This is a genomic window from Brevibacillus sp. DP1.3A (assembly GCF_013284245.2).
GTDB lineage: Bacteria > Bacillota > Bacilli > Brevibacillales > Brevibacillaceae > Brevibacillus.
Map to the genome: position 1 here is coordinate 96,326 of NZ_CP085876.1, position 16,609 is coordinate 112,934.

Consider the following 16,609-nt stretch of genomic DNA (forward strand, 5'->3'; position numbering starts at 1 on the left):
ACGTGAATACGATGGTAAGGGGCGCTGCCGGTGCTTTCGGAAGGAATGGAAGGGGGATCAGCAGTGAGTATTCGTGATTCTCGTTTTATTGTGAATACAGACGAAAAAGACGATCACTTCATATTTACGCTGCCGGTTACATGGAACAGTAGACCGTACGAATATGCATGGGCCAAACAGTTTGCCAATCCGAATGACGTTGTGCTTGATTCGGCAAGCGGGATATGCCACCCATTCAAATTTTATTTGGCTGATCATTGTCGAGAAGTACACGCTTGTGATCTCGATAATCGGATACTATCTAAGGAAGCGATCTATCAAGATATTGTGGACGTATTTGGGAAAAGGGTAGCAGACAGCTTGCCTGCGCATTATTTTGACGGTATTCATTATTGTCGAGCCAATTTGACCTACTTGCCATACTCGAATCAAAAGTTTGATACTGTATTTTGCATCTCTGTTCTCGAGCATCTCGAAGACCCGATTATGATGCAAGCATTTCGCGAATTTCACAGAGTGTTAAAAGACGATGGGCAGCTCGTACTCACTTTTGATTACCCACTGATCAATTTAGCTCGACTGCAACAAGTTTTGACAGAGGTTGGGCTACAGTTTTCTGGCGATGTATCCTTTGAAATGCCAGCAGATGTGGTCTATTCTGATTTGTATGCGCCTAGGCTGTTCTTCTTCCGAGCGCTGTTGAAGAAAAAATAGCAAACAAATAGCCTTTGTGAGGCTCGTCCCACAAAGGCATGTTTATGTAATCAAATGATATTAGCGTTTAACAGGCATTTCTGTCAGGCAATCTTGGCACACAATTTTACCTTTAAAGTGAGATACTTTGTCAGCGTTTCCACAGAAGATACATGCAGGCTCATACTTTTTCAGGATGATGCGCTCTCCGTCAACGTAGATTTCCAAAGCATCTTTCTCAGCGATACCCAGAGTGCGGCGCAATTCGATTGGAATAACAACACGACCCAATTCATCTACTTTGCGAACGATACCGGTTGATTTCATCATAGTTAAAATCTCCTCCCAAAATCTGTATATGTCGATGCTATTGTTATACGCTCATCATTTATCGTCAATATTCGACATTTTCTGTTGGAATAATCATACCAGCCATTCCCAAAGGTGTCAACATGATTTTGACAATTCCTTGAAAAGTAAAATGTTTTTTCAAATCGAAAACGCTGTTATATCGGTGTTTCTCAAAGTGTTGGAAGCGATATGGAAGTTTTTATGGATAAAATTTACTGGAAGAATTGGGTGTCGAATAAGTCGACGAATGTCGAATCCCAACATGTCGATTCGACAAAAACTCCAAGTTTTCTCTTTTCTTCTTGTATTTTGTAAAGTTGGTGTGAAGCGAGCGATAAAATTCCTCAGGAAAATGGGCTTGCCGAGGATGTTTACAAAACAGGTTGGTCGTGTACAATAGAGGATAAATAAAGCAAATGATAGCAAACGACCATGATGGGAAGAGTAAGCCGATCATTCTTATTTCAGAGAGCCGGGGTAGCTGAGAACCGGTATAAGTGAGCAAGCTGAACATGGACCCTGAGTCTTGCAGATGAACAGTGACGGCATAGACCGTACCAAGTAGTTTGTGACGTAAGCCCACGTTACGGGTAGAGTCATGTTTTGACTCACCAAGTCCGTTTTCCGTGAGGGGACGGAGTGTTTGGGTGGTACCGCGAGATAGAGCTCGCCCCAATTTTTTTGGGGTGGGCTTTTCCTTATTTTAATAAACGTAAACAGGAGGGGAATAGTTGCAATGAAACCTACTTATTACATCACAACACCGATCTACTATCCAAGTAACAAACTCCATATCGGTAACGCCTACACCACAATCGCGTGTGATGCATTAGCTCGTTATAAGCGTTTGCGCGGCTATGATGTGTATTATCTGACAGGGACAGATGAGCATGGACAAAAGCTCCAAGAGCGTGCAGCCGAAGAAGGCAAACAACCGCTCGAATTCATTGACCCGATTGTCGATTGGGTAAAGGATCTGTGGCAAAAGCTGGACATCTCTTATGACGATTTCATCCGTACCACAGAGCCTCGTCATAAAGAGGTCGTACAAAAAGTGTTCCAACGCCTGCTCGACCAAGGTGATATTTATTTGGGCGAGTACGAGGGCTTCTATTGTGTACCTTGCGAGGCTTTCTGGACAGAAACCCAAGCGAAAACGGACAACGGGTATGCTTGCCCAGACTGTGGTCGCGAAGTGAAAAAAGTGAAGGAGAAAAACTACTTCTTCCGCATGTCCAAGTATCAGGACAGACTGCTTGCGCACATCGAAGCAAACCCTGAATTTATTCAACCGGAGAGCCGCCGCAACGAAATGATCAACAACTTCCTGAAGCCAGGTCTCCAGGATTTGTCCGTATCCCGCAGTACATTTGACTGGGGAATCAAGGTGCCAAGCGATCCAGAGCACGTTATTTACGTATGGATCGATGCATTGACGAACTATATTTCTGCTCTCGGCTATTTGTCCGAGGACGACAGCAAATACCGTAACTTCTGGCCAGCCAATGTTCATATGGTTGGAAAAGACATTTTGCGCTTCCATACGATCTACTGGCCAATCCTGTTGATGGCACTGGATATCCCGTTGCCAAAACAAATTTTTGGTCATGGCTGGCTTCTGATGCCGGATGGAAAAATGTCAAAATCCAAGGGCAATGTCATTGACCCGAAGGTTTTGATCGACCGTTACGGTTCTGACGGCGTTCGCTACTTCCTGCTTCGTGAAATCAACTTCGGTCAGGATGGCATCTTCACGCCAGAATCGTTCGTACAGCGTCTGAACTACGACTTGGCTAATGATATTGGAAACCTGCTGAGCCGTTCCGCTACGATGATTGAGAAATATTTCGATGGTATCGTTCCAGCTCCACAAGATGCAGGAGAGCCGGATGACAGCTTGATCGGCCTCGCGATGAAAACGAAGGCGCTGGTGGAAGAGCACGTGGAAGAAATGCGCTTCTCCAATGCACTGGCTCACATCTGGGAACTGGTGGGACGCACAAACAAATACATCGACGAGACCATGCCTTGGAATTTGGCAAAAACCGAAGAAACCAAAGGTCGTCTGGCAACCGTTATGTACAATTTGGTGGAAAGCATCCGCATTAGCTCCGTGCTGATCCAACCGTTCATGACCAAAGCACCAGCGAAAATTTGGGATCAACTGGGTATTTTGGGCAATGAAGAAGCAACCAACTGGGAATCTGCAAGTGTATGGGGTGGATTGCCTGCTGGAAGTACCGTTAGCCGCAAGGAACTGCTCTTCCCTCGTCTGGATGTCCAAGCCGAACTGGCTTTCATCGACGAATCGACAGCAGAGGCACGTCGCCAAGCGGAGGAAAACAAGAAAAAGCAAGCAGCTTTGAAAGGGGAAGCACCTGTGAGTGAAACAAACACTAACCAAACAGAAGCAGCAACGGACAAACCAGCTGATGCAAAAGAAGAAATCAGCATCGACGATTTTGGGAAAGTAGAGCTGCGCGTCGCACAGGTAGTGGAATGTGCCAAGCACCCAAATGCTGACAAACTGTTGGTTCTGCAATTGGATCTCGGCTACGAGAAGCGCCAGGTTGTTTCTGGTATCGCGAAATACTACTCCCCAGAAGATATGGTCGGCAAAAAAGTGATCCTCGTAGCCAACCTGAAGCCAGTGAAGCTTCGCGGTGAGCTGTCTCAAGGGATGATCTTGGCAGCATCGGCAGGAGATCAGTTGACACTTGCGACTGTTGACCCAAGTATGCCAAACGGAGCAATCGTGAAGTAACGAGGGCAAGGAAAGGAAGGACCCATCTTGTTATTTGAAACCCATGCTCATCTAAATGCGAAGGAATTCGATGAAGATCGTGCAGAGGTCATTGCTCGTGCGCAAGAAAATGGCGTCAGTACGATTGTGAACATTGGATTCAACGCTGAAACAATTCCAAGCTGCATGGATTTGGCTCATGCGTATGACTTTATTTACGCTGTCATCGGTTGGCATCCACAAGACGCCAAGGACATGACAGACGAACACCTAGAATGGATCGAGGAACTCAGTCGTGATCCGAAAGTAGTGGGATTGGGTGAAATGGGCTTGGACTACTACTGGGATACGTCGCCGCGTGATGTGCAGGCAGAGGTATTCCGCAAGCAGATTCGTCTGGCTCGCAAGCTCGACATGCCGATCATCATCCACAATCGCGATGCGCACCAAGACGTTTTGACGATCCTGAAGGAAGAGAAGGCAGCAGATGTTGGCGGCATCATGCACTGCTTCTCTGGCAGCTGGGAAACAGCGAAGCAGGCACTCGATATGAATTTTTATATTTCGTTCGGTGGTCCGCTAACATTCAAAAATGCCAAGCAGCCAAAAGAAGTAGCAGCGAAGGTACCGCTAGACAAGCTGTTGATAGAGACAGATTGCCCGTATCTCACTCCGCATCCTTTCCGTGGAAAGCGAAATGAGAGTGGATATGTGCGTTATGTCTGTGAGGAAATGGCGAACATTCATGGTTTGTCTTACGAGGAAATGGCACAAATTACCGCAGACAACGCTAGACGTCTTTTTCGCATGAACGGTTAATAAAAACGGGAAATCACGATTCATCACGTGATTTCCCGTTTTTTTGTGTCAGTTAACCGGGTTCTACTCCATTTTGTCGACGCATACGATGAACAATGTGTCGAACGATTATTGTCCATCCGACATGGTTTCTCGACAGGTTTCTGCTACCATTCGCCATGCATATTTTGCTAGTCTGGTACCATTATCGCTTCAGCCAAAAGGGAGGGTAAATTTGACAAAGCCGGGAAAGTGAAATACAATCAAAGCCGACCTTGTGAAGTACCGGCCACTTCCAGAATATTAGTGCAATTACATCGACCCTTACCTGGCTAGACAAGAAGAGCCTTGTGCTTTTCTAGGAAAAGGAGTGTGGGAAATGGAGTTACGCGCGATATGGGAAAGGTATAAGAATCGTGGGCTAGTCATGTTTGGCTGCCTTGCTCTTGTGCTCGTTCCCATGATTGGCTATTTCTCTGCCCAGGCTACTCAGCCAAAACAGGTCACTTTTTCGTTGGACGGAGAAAGCAAGACGGTCGCTACAAAAGCCAAGACCGTTGAGCAGTTCTTAACCGAGAGGAACATTACGGTAACGGAAAAGGATTCCCTTCAACCGACACCTGAGACGAAGCTATCAGACGGAGCACTCATTACTTTATATACGACCTGGTCCATACCAGTCCAGGTTGACGGGCAGAAAAAAACGATAGAGACACTTAGTCGTGATGTTGCTGGTGCGTTGAAGGACGGCGGCATCGTGCTAGGTGAGAAGGACCGGGTAGAACCGGCATTGACCGCTACACTTACCAAGGACTCCTCGATCAGCGTAAAGCGGGTTGTTGAGAAAATGGTAAAAGTCGATGAGCGAGTCACCTTTCAAGAAATACGCAAAAATGATCCAGCGCTGGAAAAAGGTAAGACCCGCGTATTACAGAGCGGGCAAGAAGGTAAGGCAATTGCACACTATAAGCTAGTCATGGAAGATGGAAAAGAAGTCTCCCGTGATCTGGTCAAAAGAGATGTACTTGTACCGAAGAAAGATAATGTCGTAGCCATGGGTACCGCAATCCCAATGTTGCAGAAAAAGGGTCAACCAGATCGGGTCCTGGTTGCTTCTGCAGCGGGTCCGGTCTCGCGTGGTGGAAAAGTGTTTAGGCCGAAAAAAGTACTGAACGGGGTTACCCTGACTGCATATACTCCTTCGGGAGGTGGCAAACACCCAAGCTCTCCGGGATATGGACGCACATCGACAGGGGTAAAAGCCAAGGCAGGTCACACCATCGCTGTAGATCCTAAAGTCATTCCGTATGGATGGTGGGTGTACATTGAAGGTATTGGGTATCGTCGAGCTGAAGATACGGGTGGAGCCATGAAAGGTGGCAAAATCGACGTATTCGTAGGCACGGAGTCCGAGGCGAGGAAATTCGGTCGCAAGCGAAACAAAACTGTATATATCATTGGACCACAGAAGCCTTAGGACAGGAGCGATTGCTCCTGTTCTTCTGTTTCCTCCAAGGTTATTGTGATAAGCTGTTTGTTAGTTAGACGATCCTGTTTTACCAAATGTTTCATGTATTTTTTGCTTGAGGTACGGTTTTTTTTGGAACACTAGTATCGTACCGACTTTGTACGAAAGTGGGAGCACATGATGAAGATCAAGGAAGTCATCGTGGTGGAAGGTCGAGACGATACCGCAACAATCAAGCGTGCGGTTAATGCCGATACGATTGAAACTGGCGGTTCTGCCATTCATAAAAGAACGATTGAAAAAATCAGGCTGGCGCAACAAAAACGCGGTGTTATTATTTTTACAGACCCCGATTATCAAGGGGAGCGCATCCGAAAAATTATCAGCAAGTCAGTTCCAGGCTGCAAGCATGCATTTATTACCCAAGAGGACGGGACCAAAAAGGGCGACATCGGCGTCGAGAATGCGACACCTGATGTGATTATTCGTGCGCTCTCAGAAGTACGTACCGAAATGGCGGAAACGGCTGGAGAGATTACCTCTGACGATCTGTTGGAAAATGGCCTGACGTCCGGAGTAGATGCCAAAGAACGCAGAATTAAGCTGGGAGAAGCATTGGGGATCGGATACGCCAACGCCAAGCAAATGCTGCAGCGGCTCAATGCCTTCCAAATTAGTCGAGAAGAATTCGAAGCGGCCATTACGGCCATCAACAAAGAGAGGGAGTAAGCCATGACCCAAATAGCGGGCAAGGATATTGCCACACCTACGCGCACAAAAGAAATATTGGAGAAGTACGGCTTTTCTTTTAAGAAGAGTCTGGGCCAGAACTTCCTAATAGACACCAATATTTTACATAACATTGTTTCAGAGGCAGACCTTACCAAGGACAAGGGAGCGATTGAAATTGGGCCCGGTATCGGTGCGCTGACGGAGCAATTGGGACGAGCAGCCAAAAAAGTGATGGCGATCGAAATCGACCAGCGTCTTTTACCTATTTTGCAGGACACGCTGTCACCCTATGAAAATATTGAAGTTGTTCATGGGGACGTACTGGAGCTGGATTTGAAGAAGTTAATAGAAGAAAAGATGACAGGAGTGGAAAAGCTGAGCGTAGTGGCGAATCTGCCTTACTATGTGACGACACCAATCCTGATGAAGCTGCTAGAAGAGAGATTGCCTCTCGAAAACATCGTGGTCATGATTCAAAAGGAAGTGGCAGAGAGAATTGCAGCCAAACCAGGAACGAAAGACTATGGCTCTCTTTCAGTCGCAGCTCAATTCTATGCAGACACAGAAGTAGCGATGATTGTGCCTGCAAGTGTGTTCATTCCGCGTCCGAATGTCGACTCGGCAGTGATTCGCTTAAAGGTAAGAGATCGTCCGCCAGTGGATGTAGACGACCAGGATGTGTTTTTCCGGGTGGTACGCAGCTCGTTTGCACAGCGCCGTAAGACGTTGTTGAACAACCTAATGAACGGACTGTTTCCTAAAACCCAAAAGGATGAAGTAATACAGATGCTCACTGACATCGGGATCGATCCGACTCGGCGTGGTGAAACACTCAGTTTGGACGAATTTGCCCGCCTAGCGAACGAAGGTATGCGCCGCGGACTGATTACGTAAATCGTGTAGACAACCCCCTTATTTTTGGGCGAGATCACCCAAGAATGGGGGTTTTTGTGTATTTATGCCCTTTATGCATATCTTTTGACAAATATCTACGTTTTTTATGAAAAAAACCCCGTTGACAAAATATCTGCCGGGTTGCTATAATTTTTTATTTCTTTGACAAAATATAAGTGAGCTGTTATAATAGATGTAAGCGAGGTGGATGGAACAATGGCAAGAAACGCGTTACTTGACATTAAACGTAGTTTAGACGGACACATTGGTGAGCGCATCCTGCTGAAGGCTAATGGCGGTCGCCGCAAAACCGTTGAACGTAGTGGCATCCTCGAAGAAACTTACCCATCTGTGTTTGTGGTAAAGCTGGATGACGACCAACTCTTTGAGCGGGTATCTTACAGCTATGCTGACATCTTGACGGAAACAGTAGAATTGACGGTGTGCCGCGAAAACGAGCACATCCGCATCACATTTGTACAACAGTAGAGCCCTTTTGGGTTCTACTGTTTTGTTTTTTATATCGAAAAGCTCTGAACATTTGGTTGAGGCAATAAAAAGAGCGGCATGGAGCACACTAAGCCTGTCAACGAGAAGGAGGGTGCTATGGGTCGCAGACGAGGAATGATGTCAGAGCAGTTTAAGATGGAGCTGGCCAAAGAGCTTGGGTTTTACGATACGGTAAAAGCCGAGGGTTGGGGAGGCATCACGACACGGGACGCGGGTAACATGGTCAAGCGCGCTGTTCAGCTTGCTGAGGAAGCATTAGCCGCTAAGCGATTGTAGCGTTTGGTTTGATCGTACTGACGTTTCTCACCATATAAACACTCGTTGACAAGGCCGGGGCATCCCGGCTTTTTTCTATAAAGAGAGCTGAATTTTCGAAATACCCATAATGATCTCGATCCTATTCTTTTTAATTGATCAAGTGGCATGGGAGAGTTTGCCTATGCTACAATAAGAGACTAGGAAATTTAGAAAGTAGGCAGAGGTGAATTACGTGCGTATCTCGGTCAAAGCTCCGGCCAAAATAAATTTGACTCTCGACGTGCTTGCCAAACGGCCGGACGGTTATCACGAAGTAGAAATGGTGATGACAACCGTAGACTTGGCAGATCGTGTGGACATGACTCTACGCGAGGATGGTGAGATAACGCTGGACTGTTCTGCCAGCTTCGTACCGGATGATATCCGTAACCACGCATATAAAGCGGCAACGCTCATGAAAGAAAAATTTCAAGTACGCCAGGGCGTACACTTGTATATCGACAAGCAAATTCCGGTTGCGGCTGGACTGGCAGGTGGCAGCAGTGATGCAGCAGCAACACTGCGCGGCTTGAACCAATTGTGGAATCTCGGGCTGACCAGAGATGAGCTGGCTAAAATCGGCGCGGAAATTGGCTCTGATGTGCCATTTTGCGTTTATGGAGGAACAGCGCTGGCGACGGGGCGTGGTGAACAGATTGCGCATCTGGGAGCGCCTGCGCCGTGCTGGGTCATTCTAGCCAAGCCGCCTATCGGAGTATCTACCCCGGATGTATACGGAAACCTGCGTGTGGCCCAGATCGATAATCATCCCGATACCAAACAAATGCTGCAAGCCATCGCGACCCAAGACTTTTCACTCATGTGCCAATCTCTTGGGAATGTGTTGGAGAACGTCACGCTCTCGCTCCATCCACAAGTAAAACAGATCAAGGATCTCATGATCGCTTCGGGGGCAGATGGTGTCCTGATGTCTGGCAGCGGCCCTACTGTGTTTGCTCTTGTGCAAAAGGAAGCGAAAGTACATCGGATTTACAACGCGTTGCGAGGTTTTGTCAAAGATGTGTTTGTTGTCCGAATGTTAGGCGCTCAAGATGGGGAAATACTTGCATAAACCCGTATGGAAATGATACATTAACAGCATAATATTCGGTTTTGGAGGAAGAGCCATGAAGAAATTGCGCAGAAGTGCACGTCTGGTTGACATGACGCAGCACTTGCTCGCCCATCCCCATACGCTGACTCCTCTCACTCTGTTCGCGGAACAATACGGCGCAGCGAAATCATCCATCAGTGAAGACTTGTCTATCATCAAAGAGGCTTTTGAAGTCCAAGGGGTAGGCTTGTTGAAAACGGTGGCGGGAGCGGCAGGCGGAGTGAAGTATATTCCACAGGTCAAAACGGAAGAGGCCCTTCACTTCATGCGCGAACTGATCGGTCAACTTGCTAATCCAGAGAGACTTTTGCCAGGTGGATACTTGTACATGTCCGACATTCTCGGAAATCCACAAACGATGGCGAAGATCGGAAAGCTCTTTGCAACCGCTTATGCGGATAAAAATGTGGATGTCGTCATGACAGTGGAAACAAAGGGGATTCCACTTGCGTATGCGACGGCTATGTTTTTGAATGTGCCTGTTGTGATTGTGCGCCGTGACAACAAGGTGACGGAAGGTTCAGTAGTGAGCATTAACTATGTATCGGGTTCCAGTAAACGAATTCAAACCATGTCACTCGCTCGCCGCGGTTTGGCTGAGCAGTCTCGCGTCCTCATTGTAGACGACTTTATGAAAGCTGGCGGGACATTGCGGGGCATGATTGATCTGTTGCAGGAATTCCGTGCAACCGTAGTAGGATGCGGCGTACTGGTAGAAACGACAGCGGATGTTTCTGAGCGTTTGGTAGATGAATATGTATCGCTTGCAAAACTGCAGGATGTAGACTTCAAGGGCAAGCAAATTGAAATAGAGCTGGGCAGTTTTTTTGAAAATAGAGGGGAGTAGATAGGTATGGCAATCTCTTTTGTTTCAACTGACAAGGCTCCTGCCGCTATTGGTCCTTACAGCCAAGCTGCAAAGGTAGGTCCATTTCTTTTTGCATCGGGTCAAATTCCGCTGCGTGCAGACGGCACTTTGGTAGAAGGTGACGTCGTGGAGCAAACCCATCAGGTTTTTTCCAACATTCAAGCGGTACTGGCAGAAGCCGGTGGCAACCTGACGAATGTAGTGAAAGCGACTGTATTCATCAAGGACATGAATGATTTTGGTCAACTGAACGAAGTGTACGGCCAATATTTTGGCGATCACAAGCCAGCTCGTTCCACTGTAGAAGTGGCACGTCTGCCGCGTGATGTAAAAGTCGAAATCGAAATCGTAGCATATATCGAATAGAAAAAAATGGAAAACAGCCTGATGCCACGCGCATTGGGCTGTTTTTGTACTTGTAGAAAATGTTTCCAAAAAATTACATATAAACATATTTATATATTTTTTCAAATATTGCATAATGATAAGCAGGAATATTTACCCAGCGGGTGGAAATAATCCTAAACGCGTTACATAGATAAAGGGAGTGAACTAGATGGAAGTAACAGACGTAAGACTTCGTCGAGTGAATACGGATGGTAGGATGAAAGCGATTGCATCCATTACAATTGACCATGAATTTGTGGTTCATGATATCCGTGTCATTGACGGAAACAATGGTATGTTTGTAGCTATGCCGAGCAAGCGTACACCAGATGGAGAATTCCGTGATATTGCACATCCGATTTCTTCGACTACCCGTGAAAAGATTCAGGCAGCAGTTCTCACAGAATACGACCGCGTAGGTCAAGAGGAAGAAAGCACTATCGAAGCTGGTGCTTAAAAAGTCCTTATACTCAAAGCACCCTGTCACTTACGGCAGGGTGCTTCGGCGTCCGTTAACCATAACACTTTTTTAGATCGTTCAAAATAATTTCTCGGTCCATTCCTTCCCCGATGAAGACAGCTACCATTTTCGGTCCGAAATTTTCAAAAGGGAACAGGAGCACCTGATTATCAGTATGTTGAAACGAGATCAGCTCGGGCTTTCCGTGGAACTGGACGTAGCCTTTTGCCCGATAGACGTTTTTGGGGAGATCGTATAGAAAGTCCTCGAATTTTTTCGCGTCTACGGGTCCGGTGAATACATAGGAAAACGTTTCGATACTATTGTAGAGAGAGGGTTGGCTTGTTTTTAGACCAAGGGATTGCTTGAGCCTGTCCATCGTGGACATTCGGCCGATGCTTTTCTGTACGGCAATGGGGCGGTTTGTCTCGTTGTCGAGCGGCCGCTCATGAGCGGTGCGTTTGACAGACAAAAGCCGGGAGACTTCTATTTCTGCCTGAACAGTAGCGTGTATGGGTGCAGTCGGATTGATTTCACTGAGCTTTTGACGGACCCGCTCTATGACATCAGGGCTGGTCAAATCGGTTTTGTTCAAAAGAAGCAGGTCTGCGTAACGCACTTGGTTTCGAATCGTTTTGACCAGAGTGGCAGTCGAGGAGAATCGAGAGTTGAGGTCGAGAAAGCGAGAGGCGTCGACAACACTAATGGTCCCTTTTAATTCCAGTCGATCATACAGCTCTGGATGGGTAATCGTATCGATGACATCAAGTGGATCGGCTACGCCAGTAGTCTCGATGAGGATTCGGTCTGGCGCAATGGTGTTCATAATATCTTTCAAGCCCTCCGTCAGCTCGCCCTTGATCGAGCAGCATATGCAACCATCGAGCATTTTTTTGACAGGAAAGCCGAAGCCTTGCAATTGTTCCCCGTCAATATCTTCCTCCCCCATTTCATTCATCAAGACGACTACTTTCTGGTCTGTGATGCGCAAATGAGTCAGCCATTTTTGCAAAAGGGTGGTTTTTCCGCTTCCTAAATACCCAGTCAGCAAGTATACCTCTGCGCTCATCTAATCCTACCTCCTTCAAATAACCCCTTTCGCCCAACAATATATCACATTTCTGTCAGAAAATTAAATGTTGTCTGGCATGTGTCTAACTACTGGCAATGCAAGGAATCAAGTATAATCCTGTATCGATTGTCTTGAAATTCACATATGAATTAGGATATAGTCATTGTGGAACTTCTACGATGGAGGGTTGACATGTCTAAGATCCATGCCGTGGTTCTGGCTGCTGGTCAGGGTACACGGATGAAATCGAAGCTGTACAAAGTCCTGCACCCTGTGTGCGGAAAGCCTATGGTTCAGCATGTAGTCGATACGATGGCGTCCATGCAGGTTCAGGATATCGTTGTCGTCGTAGGTCATGGTGCTGACGCTGTCCGCGCCAAACTAGGCGATGACATCACTTATGCACTGCAAGAAGAACAGTTGGGAACGGCACATGCCGTTTCGCAGGCAGCACCGTTTTTACAGGATAAAGAAGGAACTACGTTTCTTTTATATGGAGACGTTCCCCTCTTGTCAGCGACTACGTTGTCGGCCTTGCTGACCTATCACGAGGAGCAGCAAGCGGCTGCAACTGTACTAACCGCCGTATTACCTGATGCAACAGGTTATGGGCGTATCGTACGCAATGAGGCGGGCGAAGTATTGCGAATCGTGGAACATAAGGACGCTACTGAAGCGGAACGGGCGATCAGTGAAATTAATACGGGCATATACTGCTATGACAACCGAAAATTATGGAAAGCCTTGGCGGAAGTGAAAAATGACAACGCACAAGGCGAATACTATGTAACAGACGTTGTCGGTATTTTGCGTGATGCAGGTGAAAAGGTAGTTGGATACGAAGCGATTGACCCAGAGGAAACAATGGGTGTTAACGATCGTGTACAGCTATCGGAAGCAGAAGCCTACATGAAAAAACGTATTATGACTGGTCACATGCGAAATGGTGTGACAATCATTGATCCAGCGTCTACGTACATCGAAACTGATGTGAAGATTGAGGCAGATACCGTGATCCACCCAGGTTCTTTCCTGCGTGGACAAACAACCGTTGGAGCTGATTGTGTAATCGGACCCCAAGCGGATCTGACGAATGTGGAAGTAGCGAGTGGCGTGAACATTTCTTACTCGGTGATGGTTGATTCGAGTGTGGAAAGCGACTCATCTGTAGGGCCATTTGCTTATGTTCGACCAGGATCACAGATTGGAAGCAATGCCAAAATCGGTGATTTCGTGGAATTGAAAAATGCGAAAATTGGTGACGGTACGAAGGTTCCTCATCTCAGCTATGTAGGAGATGCGGAGATCGGAGACCGAGTCAATATTGGCTGTGGAACGATTACCGTCAACTATGATGGGGCAGTGAAGCATAAAACAACAGTAAAAGATGGAGCATTCATCGGATGCAACAGCAATCTGGTTGCGCCCGTTACAGTTGGACAAAATGCTTATGTAGCTGCAGGATCGACCATTAATGAAGATGTGCCAGATAATGCGCTTGCGATCGCACGTGAGCGTCAAGTAAATAAAATCGATTACGCGAACAAAATGCCTCGCAAGGGCAAAAAGCAATCATAAACGGGAGGTTCTTGAGAAGATCATGGCTAACTACCGCGACCCAAAACTGAAGGTATTTACGTGCAACGCAAACCCGGAACTGGCAAAAGAAATCGCCGAACACATCGGTGTACCACTCGGAAACGCACAAGTAGTGCGCTTTAGTGATGGCGAATGCCAACTCAAACTCAATGAAAGCGTTCGCGGTTGTGACGTATTTGTCATTCAGCCAACATCTGCTCCCGTTAATGAGCATCTGATGGAGCTGTTGGTCATGGTCGATGCATTGAAGCGCGCTTCGGCTAAGAGTATTAACGTGGTAATTCCTTACTACGGTTATGCTCGTCAAGATCGTAAAGCACGTGCACGCGATCCAATCACGGCCAAGCTGGTTGCGAACCTGATCGAGACAGCAGGTGCACAACGTGTGATTACGATGGATCTGCACGCAACACAAATCCAAGGCTTCTTCGATATTCCAGTTGATCATCTGCTGGGTGTGCCTATCTTGGGTAAACACTTCTCTGAAAAAGGTTTGAAAGATATCGTTGTCGTATCTCCAGACCACGGTGGAGTGACCCGTGCTCGTAAATTGGCAGAACGTCTGGAAGCGCCTATTGCCATTATTGACAAACGTCGCCCAGAACCAAACGTAGCCGAAGTAATGAACATCGTAGGTAACATCGAAGGCAAAACAGCGATCATCATCGACGATATTATCGATACCGCTGGAACGATCACATTGGCTGCTAGTGCACTTGTAGAAGCAGGCGCACGTGAAGTATATGCATGCTGCACGCACCCAGTTCTGTCTGGTCCTGCTATCGAGCGTATTGCAAACTCGAAGATCAAGGAACTGATTGTAACCAACTCGATCCCGCTGACAGAAGAACAAATTATCGATAAGATTACCGTTCTTTCCGTAGCGCCAATCATTGGTGAAGCAATCATTCGTGTTCACGAAGAGCTTTCCGTAAGTAAATTGTTCGATTAATATACAATCCCCTGTTTGGGGATTGAACTAAACCTCCGATGGACAAGCTAGTGAGGAAACTTTTACTAGCGGTCCGAAGGAGGTTTTTTTGTGGAACAATTACAGGCACAGTCTCGCGAAAAAAAGACAGGCAATGCTGTAAAGGTACTGCGCAAGGAAGGTTGGATTCCTGGTATTATGTACGGCAGCGAAGTGGGCAATAAGCCGATTCAGCTCAAAGGAAGAGAGCTGGATGCTGCCCTGCGTCACCAGGCGACGAACAAGCCATTCCGGTTGAGTGTAGACGGGGACACGCACGATGTCATGGTTTATGAGCTGCAACGGCATCCTTTGCAGGGGAACATTTTGCATGCAGATTTTAAGAAGATCAATATGAATGAAAAAATACACACGTCCGTTCCTGTCCTCATGACGGGAGATCCGGAGTTGGGTGTGGCTACCCTTGTCCGCCACAGTGTGGAAGTGACTTGCTTGCCAGGTAATATACCAGAATCGTTCCTGGTCGATGTCGACGGGTTCAATATCGGGGATGTCGTTTTGGTAGCGGATCTGACTGTCCCACCAGGAGTGGAGCTAGGGCTTGATTCCACGGAAGTGCTGATCAGTGTCCTGCCAGTTAAGGTTAAGTCCGAAGAATCGATTGATGCAGAGCAAGAAGCAGAAGCAGTGGCCGAAAAAGCAGGAACCGCTAACGAATAAAATCGTGGCATAAATAAAGAAGGGCGAGGTGATTTCATCTCTGCCCTTTTCCTTTTGTTCACGTGACCATTCGAGTACAATGGGAAGAGAGTAGGAGGGAATAAGCGTGAAAGTCATAATTGGATTGGGCAATCCCGGCAAAAAATATGAAGACACCAGACATAATGCTGGCTTTATGGCCATAGATAAGATTAGCGACAAATGGGGAATTCCTGTTACGCAAAACAAGTTTCGTGCCCTCGTGGGCGAAGGCCGAATCGAAGGCGACAAGGTGCTGCTGGTGAAGCCACAGACATACATGAATCTCTCCGGTGAGTCGGTAGCGGAAGTCCTCAAGTTTTACAAGCTGATTCCGGACGATCTCGTTGTCATCTACGACGATCTTGATTTGCCGACTGGACATCTTCGTCTGCGAGAAAAAGGCAGCGCTGGTGGGCACAACGGCATCAAGTCGATGATTCAGCATTTGGGCACACAGGAGTTTAAACGAATCAAGGTCGGAATCAGTCGTCCTGAACCAGGGCGGAGCGTCAGCGACTATGTTTTGAATACGTTTCCAGTGGCGGAAAGAGCCGACATTCAAGAAGCGGTGAGCTTGGCTGCTGATGCATGCGCCATGTGGACAAGAGAGTCGTTTTTAAAGGTCATGAACCATTACAACAGCTTGAAGAAGTAGTATGATTTCCCACCCAATCGTCCATACTAACCGATAGGAACAGTATGGGGGTGGTATGTGCATGAGCATACGCTATACATGTCGTTGCTGCGGCATGAAGATTGCAGAATTTGACGAATCGCAAGTAACAGAAGCGCAGCTCGGGTTTGATTCCTTGACCCCGGAGGAACGTGCTCTTATAATATCGAGAGAACAAAGTGGAGATACGGTCGTCAGCATCACGTGCGACTATTGCCGTGAAGCGCTGATTCAGCATCCAGAGCTTTCGCTAGTCGGAAACCCACTTCAATAAGTGG

Annotated in this window: 19 protein-coding genes and 1 other annotated feature; of the genes, 17 read left to right on the forward strand and 2 right to left on the reverse strand. The window is 47.1% G+C overall.

Annotated elements, in window-relative coordinates:
• The first annotated feature begins 63 nt into the window (after positions 1–63).
• Positions 64–714 carry a class I SAM-dependent methyltransferase gene (locus tag HP399_RS00595; protein WP_173620758.1) on the forward strand — a complete coding sequence of 217 codons (651 nt, stop codon included), beginning with the start codon at positions 64–66 and terminating at the stop codon, positions 712–714.
• A gap of 60 nt (positions 715–774) precedes the next feature.
• Here the strand turns inward: HP399_RS00595 and HP399_RS00600 are convergent, their stop codons facing one another.
• Positions 775–1,023, reverse strand: a complete 249-nt coding sequence (locus HP399_RS00600; RefSeq protein WP_007719913.1) for an AbrB/MazE/SpoVT family DNA-binding domain-containing protein — start codon at positions 1,021–1,023, stop codon at positions 775–777.
• A gap of 444 nt (positions 1,024–1,467) precedes the next feature.
• Positions 1,468–1,722, forward strand: a binding site (T-box leader).
• A 58-nt stretch (positions 1,723–1,780) separates the two neighbouring features.
• Here HP399_RS00600 and metG point away from each other — a divergent pair.
• The 11 genes from metG (at position 1,781) to spoVG (ending at position 11,312) form a co-directional block, all read left to right on the forward strand.
• Positions 1,781–3,808, forward strand: coding sequence for a methionine--tRNA ligase (gene metG / locus HP399_RS00605; RefSeq protein WP_173620757.1), 2,028 nt, complete (start codon positions 1,781–1,783; stop codon positions 3,806–3,808).
• A gap of 27 nt (positions 3,809–3,835) precedes the next feature.
• Positions 3,836–4,606 carry a TatD family hydrolase gene (locus HP399_RS00610; protein ID WP_173620756.1) on the forward strand — a complete coding sequence of 257 codons (771 nt, stop codon included), beginning with the start codon at positions 3,836–3,838 and terminating at the stop codon, positions 4,604–4,606.
• Positions 4,607–4,964: 358 nt separating this feature from the next.
• Positions 4,965–6,062 (forward strand): resuscitation-promoting factor, encoded by a 1,098-nt coding sequence (locus HP399_RS00615; protein ID WP_173620755.1) that lies wholly within the window; start codon positions 4,965–4,967, stop codon positions 6,060–6,062.
• A 171-nt stretch (positions 6,063–6,233) separates the two neighbouring features.
• Positions 6,234–6,782, forward strand: coding sequence for a ribonuclease M5 (gene rnmV / locus HP399_RS00620; RefSeq protein ID WP_173620812.1), 549 nt, complete (start codon positions 6,234–6,236; stop codon positions 6,780–6,782).
• Between the two features lie 3 nt (positions 6,783–6,785).
• Entirely contained in the window at positions 6,786–7,679 is an 894-nt protein-coding gene (gene rsmA, locus HP399_RS00625; protein ID WP_173620754.1) for a 16S rRNA (adenine(1518)-N(6)/adenine(1519)-N(6))-dimethyltransferase RsmA, read from the forward strand.
• 216 nt (positions 7,680–7,895) lie between these two features.
• A complete protein-coding gene (gene veg / locus HP399_RS00630) occupies positions 7,896–8,168 on the forward strand; it encodes a biofilm formation stimulator Veg (RefSeq protein ID WP_005830485.1) in 273 nt (90 codons plus the stop codon).
• A gap of 117 nt (positions 8,169–8,285) precedes the next feature.
• The gene (locus HP399_RS00635) at positions 8,286–8,465 is read left to right on the forward strand and encodes a small, acid-soluble spore protein, alpha/beta type (RefSeq protein ID WP_173620753.1); all 180 of its coding nucleotides are present in this window, start codon (positions 8,286–8,288) and stop codon (positions 8,463–8,465) included.
• A 214-nt stretch (positions 8,466–8,679) separates the two neighbouring features.
• Positions 8,680–9,558 (forward strand): 4-(cytidine 5'-diphospho)-2-C-methyl-D-erythritol kinase, encoded by an 879-nt coding sequence (gene ispE / locus HP399_RS00640; protein ID WP_048035565.1) that lies wholly within the window; start codon positions 8,680–8,682, stop codon positions 9,556–9,558.
• Positions 9,559–9,613: 55 nt separating this feature from the next.
• Positions 9,614–10,447 (forward strand): pur operon repressor, encoded by an 834-nt coding sequence (gene purR, locus HP399_RS00645; RefSeq protein WP_007719934.1) that lies wholly within the window; start codon positions 9,614–9,616, stop codon positions 10,445–10,447.
• A gap of 6 nt (positions 10,448–10,453) precedes the next feature.
• A complete protein-coding gene (locus tag HP399_RS00650; RefSeq protein WP_007719935.1) occupies positions 10,454–10,834 on the forward strand; it encodes a RidA family protein in 381 nt (126 codons plus the stop codon).
• Between the two features lie 190 nt (positions 10,835–11,024).
• Complete coding sequence (gene spoVG / locus HP399_RS00655; RefSeq protein ID WP_007719936.1) at positions 11,025–11,312, forward strand: septation regulator SpoVG; 288 nt, start codon at positions 11,025–11,027, stop codon at positions 11,310–11,312.
• 55 nt (positions 11,313–11,367) lie between these two features.
• On the opposite strand, the gene HP399_RS00660 is transcribed toward spoVG, so the two are convergent.
• Positions 11,368–12,384 carry a CobW family GTP-binding protein gene (locus HP399_RS00660; RefSeq protein ID WP_173620752.1) on the reverse strand — a complete coding sequence of 339 codons (1,017 nt, stop codon included), beginning with the start codon at positions 12,382–12,384 and terminating at the stop codon, positions 11,368–11,370.
• Positions 12,385–12,579: 195 nt separating this feature from the next.
• Here HP399_RS00660 and glmU point away from each other — a divergent pair, with 195 nt between their 5' ends.
• The 5 genes from glmU to HP399_RS00685 all read left to right on the forward strand — a co-directional run bounded on the left by glmU (position 12,580) and on the right by HP399_RS00685 (position 16,605).
• Complete coding sequence (gene glmU, locus HP399_RS00665; RefSeq protein WP_173620751.1) at positions 12,580–13,965, forward strand: bifunctional UDP-N-acetylglucosamine diphosphorylase/glucosamine-1-phosphate N-acetyltransferase GlmU; 1,386 nt, start codon at positions 12,580–12,582, stop codon at positions 13,963–13,965.
• A gap of 22 nt (positions 13,966–13,987) precedes the next feature.
• Positions 13,988–14,938 (forward strand): ribose-phosphate diphosphokinase, encoded by a 951-nt coding sequence (locus HP399_RS00670; RefSeq protein ID WP_007726399.1) that lies wholly within the window; start codon positions 13,988–13,990, stop codon positions 14,936–14,938.
• 90 nt (positions 14,939–15,028) lie between these two features.
• Positions 15,029–15,637: a 50S ribosomal protein L25 gene (locus tag HP399_RS00675; RefSeq protein WP_173620750.1), complete on the forward strand. Its 609-nt coding sequence runs from the start codon at positions 15,029–15,031 to the stop codon at positions 15,635–15,637.
• A gap of 106 nt (positions 15,638–15,743) precedes the next feature.
• Positions 15,744–16,313, forward strand: coding sequence for an aminoacyl-tRNA hydrolase (pth, locus tag HP399_RS00680; RefSeq protein ID WP_173620749.1), 570 nt, complete (start codon positions 15,744–15,746; stop codon positions 16,311–16,313).
• A gap of 61 nt (positions 16,314–16,374) precedes the next feature.
• Entirely contained in the window at positions 16,375–16,605 is a 231-nt protein-coding gene (locus HP399_RS00685; protein WP_007726431.1) for an anti-sigma-F factor Fin, read from the forward strand.
• Positions 16,606–16,609 lie beyond the last annotated feature (4 nt).

Coding starts and splice junctions, on each gene's coding strand:
- HP399_RS00635 (WP_173620753.1), top strand. CDS start 8,286: ATGGGTCGCAGACGAGGAATGATGTCAGAGCAGTTTAAGATGGAGCTG.
- HP399_RS00685 (WP_007726431.1), top strand. CDS start 16,375: ATGAGCATACGCTATACATGTCGTTGCTGCGGCATGAAGATTGCAGAA.
- purR (WP_007719934.1), top strand. CDS start 9,614: ATGAAGAAATTGCGCAGAAGTGCACGTCTGGTTGACATGACGCAGCAC.
- HP399_RS00650 (WP_007719935.1), top strand. CDS start 10,454: ATGGCAATCTCTTTTGTTTCAACTGACAAGGCTCCTGCCGCTATTGGT.
- veg (WP_005830485.1), top strand. CDS start 7,896: ATGGCAAGAAACGCGTTACTTGACATTAAACGTAGTTTAGACGGACAC.
- glmU (WP_173620751.1), top strand. CDS start 12,580: ATGTCTAAGATCCATGCCGTGGTTCTGGCTGCTGGTCAGGGTACACGG.
- HP399_RS00615 (WP_173620755.1), top strand. CDS start 4,965: ATGGAGTTACGCGCGATATGGGAAAGGTATAAGAATCGTGGGCTAGTC.
- HP399_RS00660 (WP_173620752.1), bottom strand. CDS start 12,384: ATGAGCGCAGAGGTATACTTGCTGACTGGGTATTTAGGAAGCGGAAAA.
- rsmA (WP_173620754.1), top strand. CDS start 6,786: ATGACCCAAATAGCGGGCAAGGATATTGCCACACCTACGCGCACAAAA.
- metG (WP_173620757.1), top strand. CDS start 1,781: ATGAAACCTACTTATTACATCACAACACCGATCTACTATCCAAGTAAC.
- HP399_RS00670 (WP_007726399.1), top strand. CDS start 13,988: ATGGCTAACTACCGCGACCCAAAACTGAAGGTATTTACGTGCAACGCA.
- HP399_RS00600 (WP_007719913.1), bottom strand. CDS start 1,023: ATGATGAAATCAACCGGTATCGTTCGCAAAGTAGATGAATTGGGTCGT.
- rnmV (WP_173620812.1), top strand. CDS start 6,234: ATGAAGATCAAGGAAGTCATCGTGGTGGAAGGTCGAGACGATACCGCA.
- spoVG (WP_007719936.1), top strand. CDS start 11,025: ATGGAAGTAACAGACGTAAGACTTCGTCGAGTGAATACGGATGGTAGG.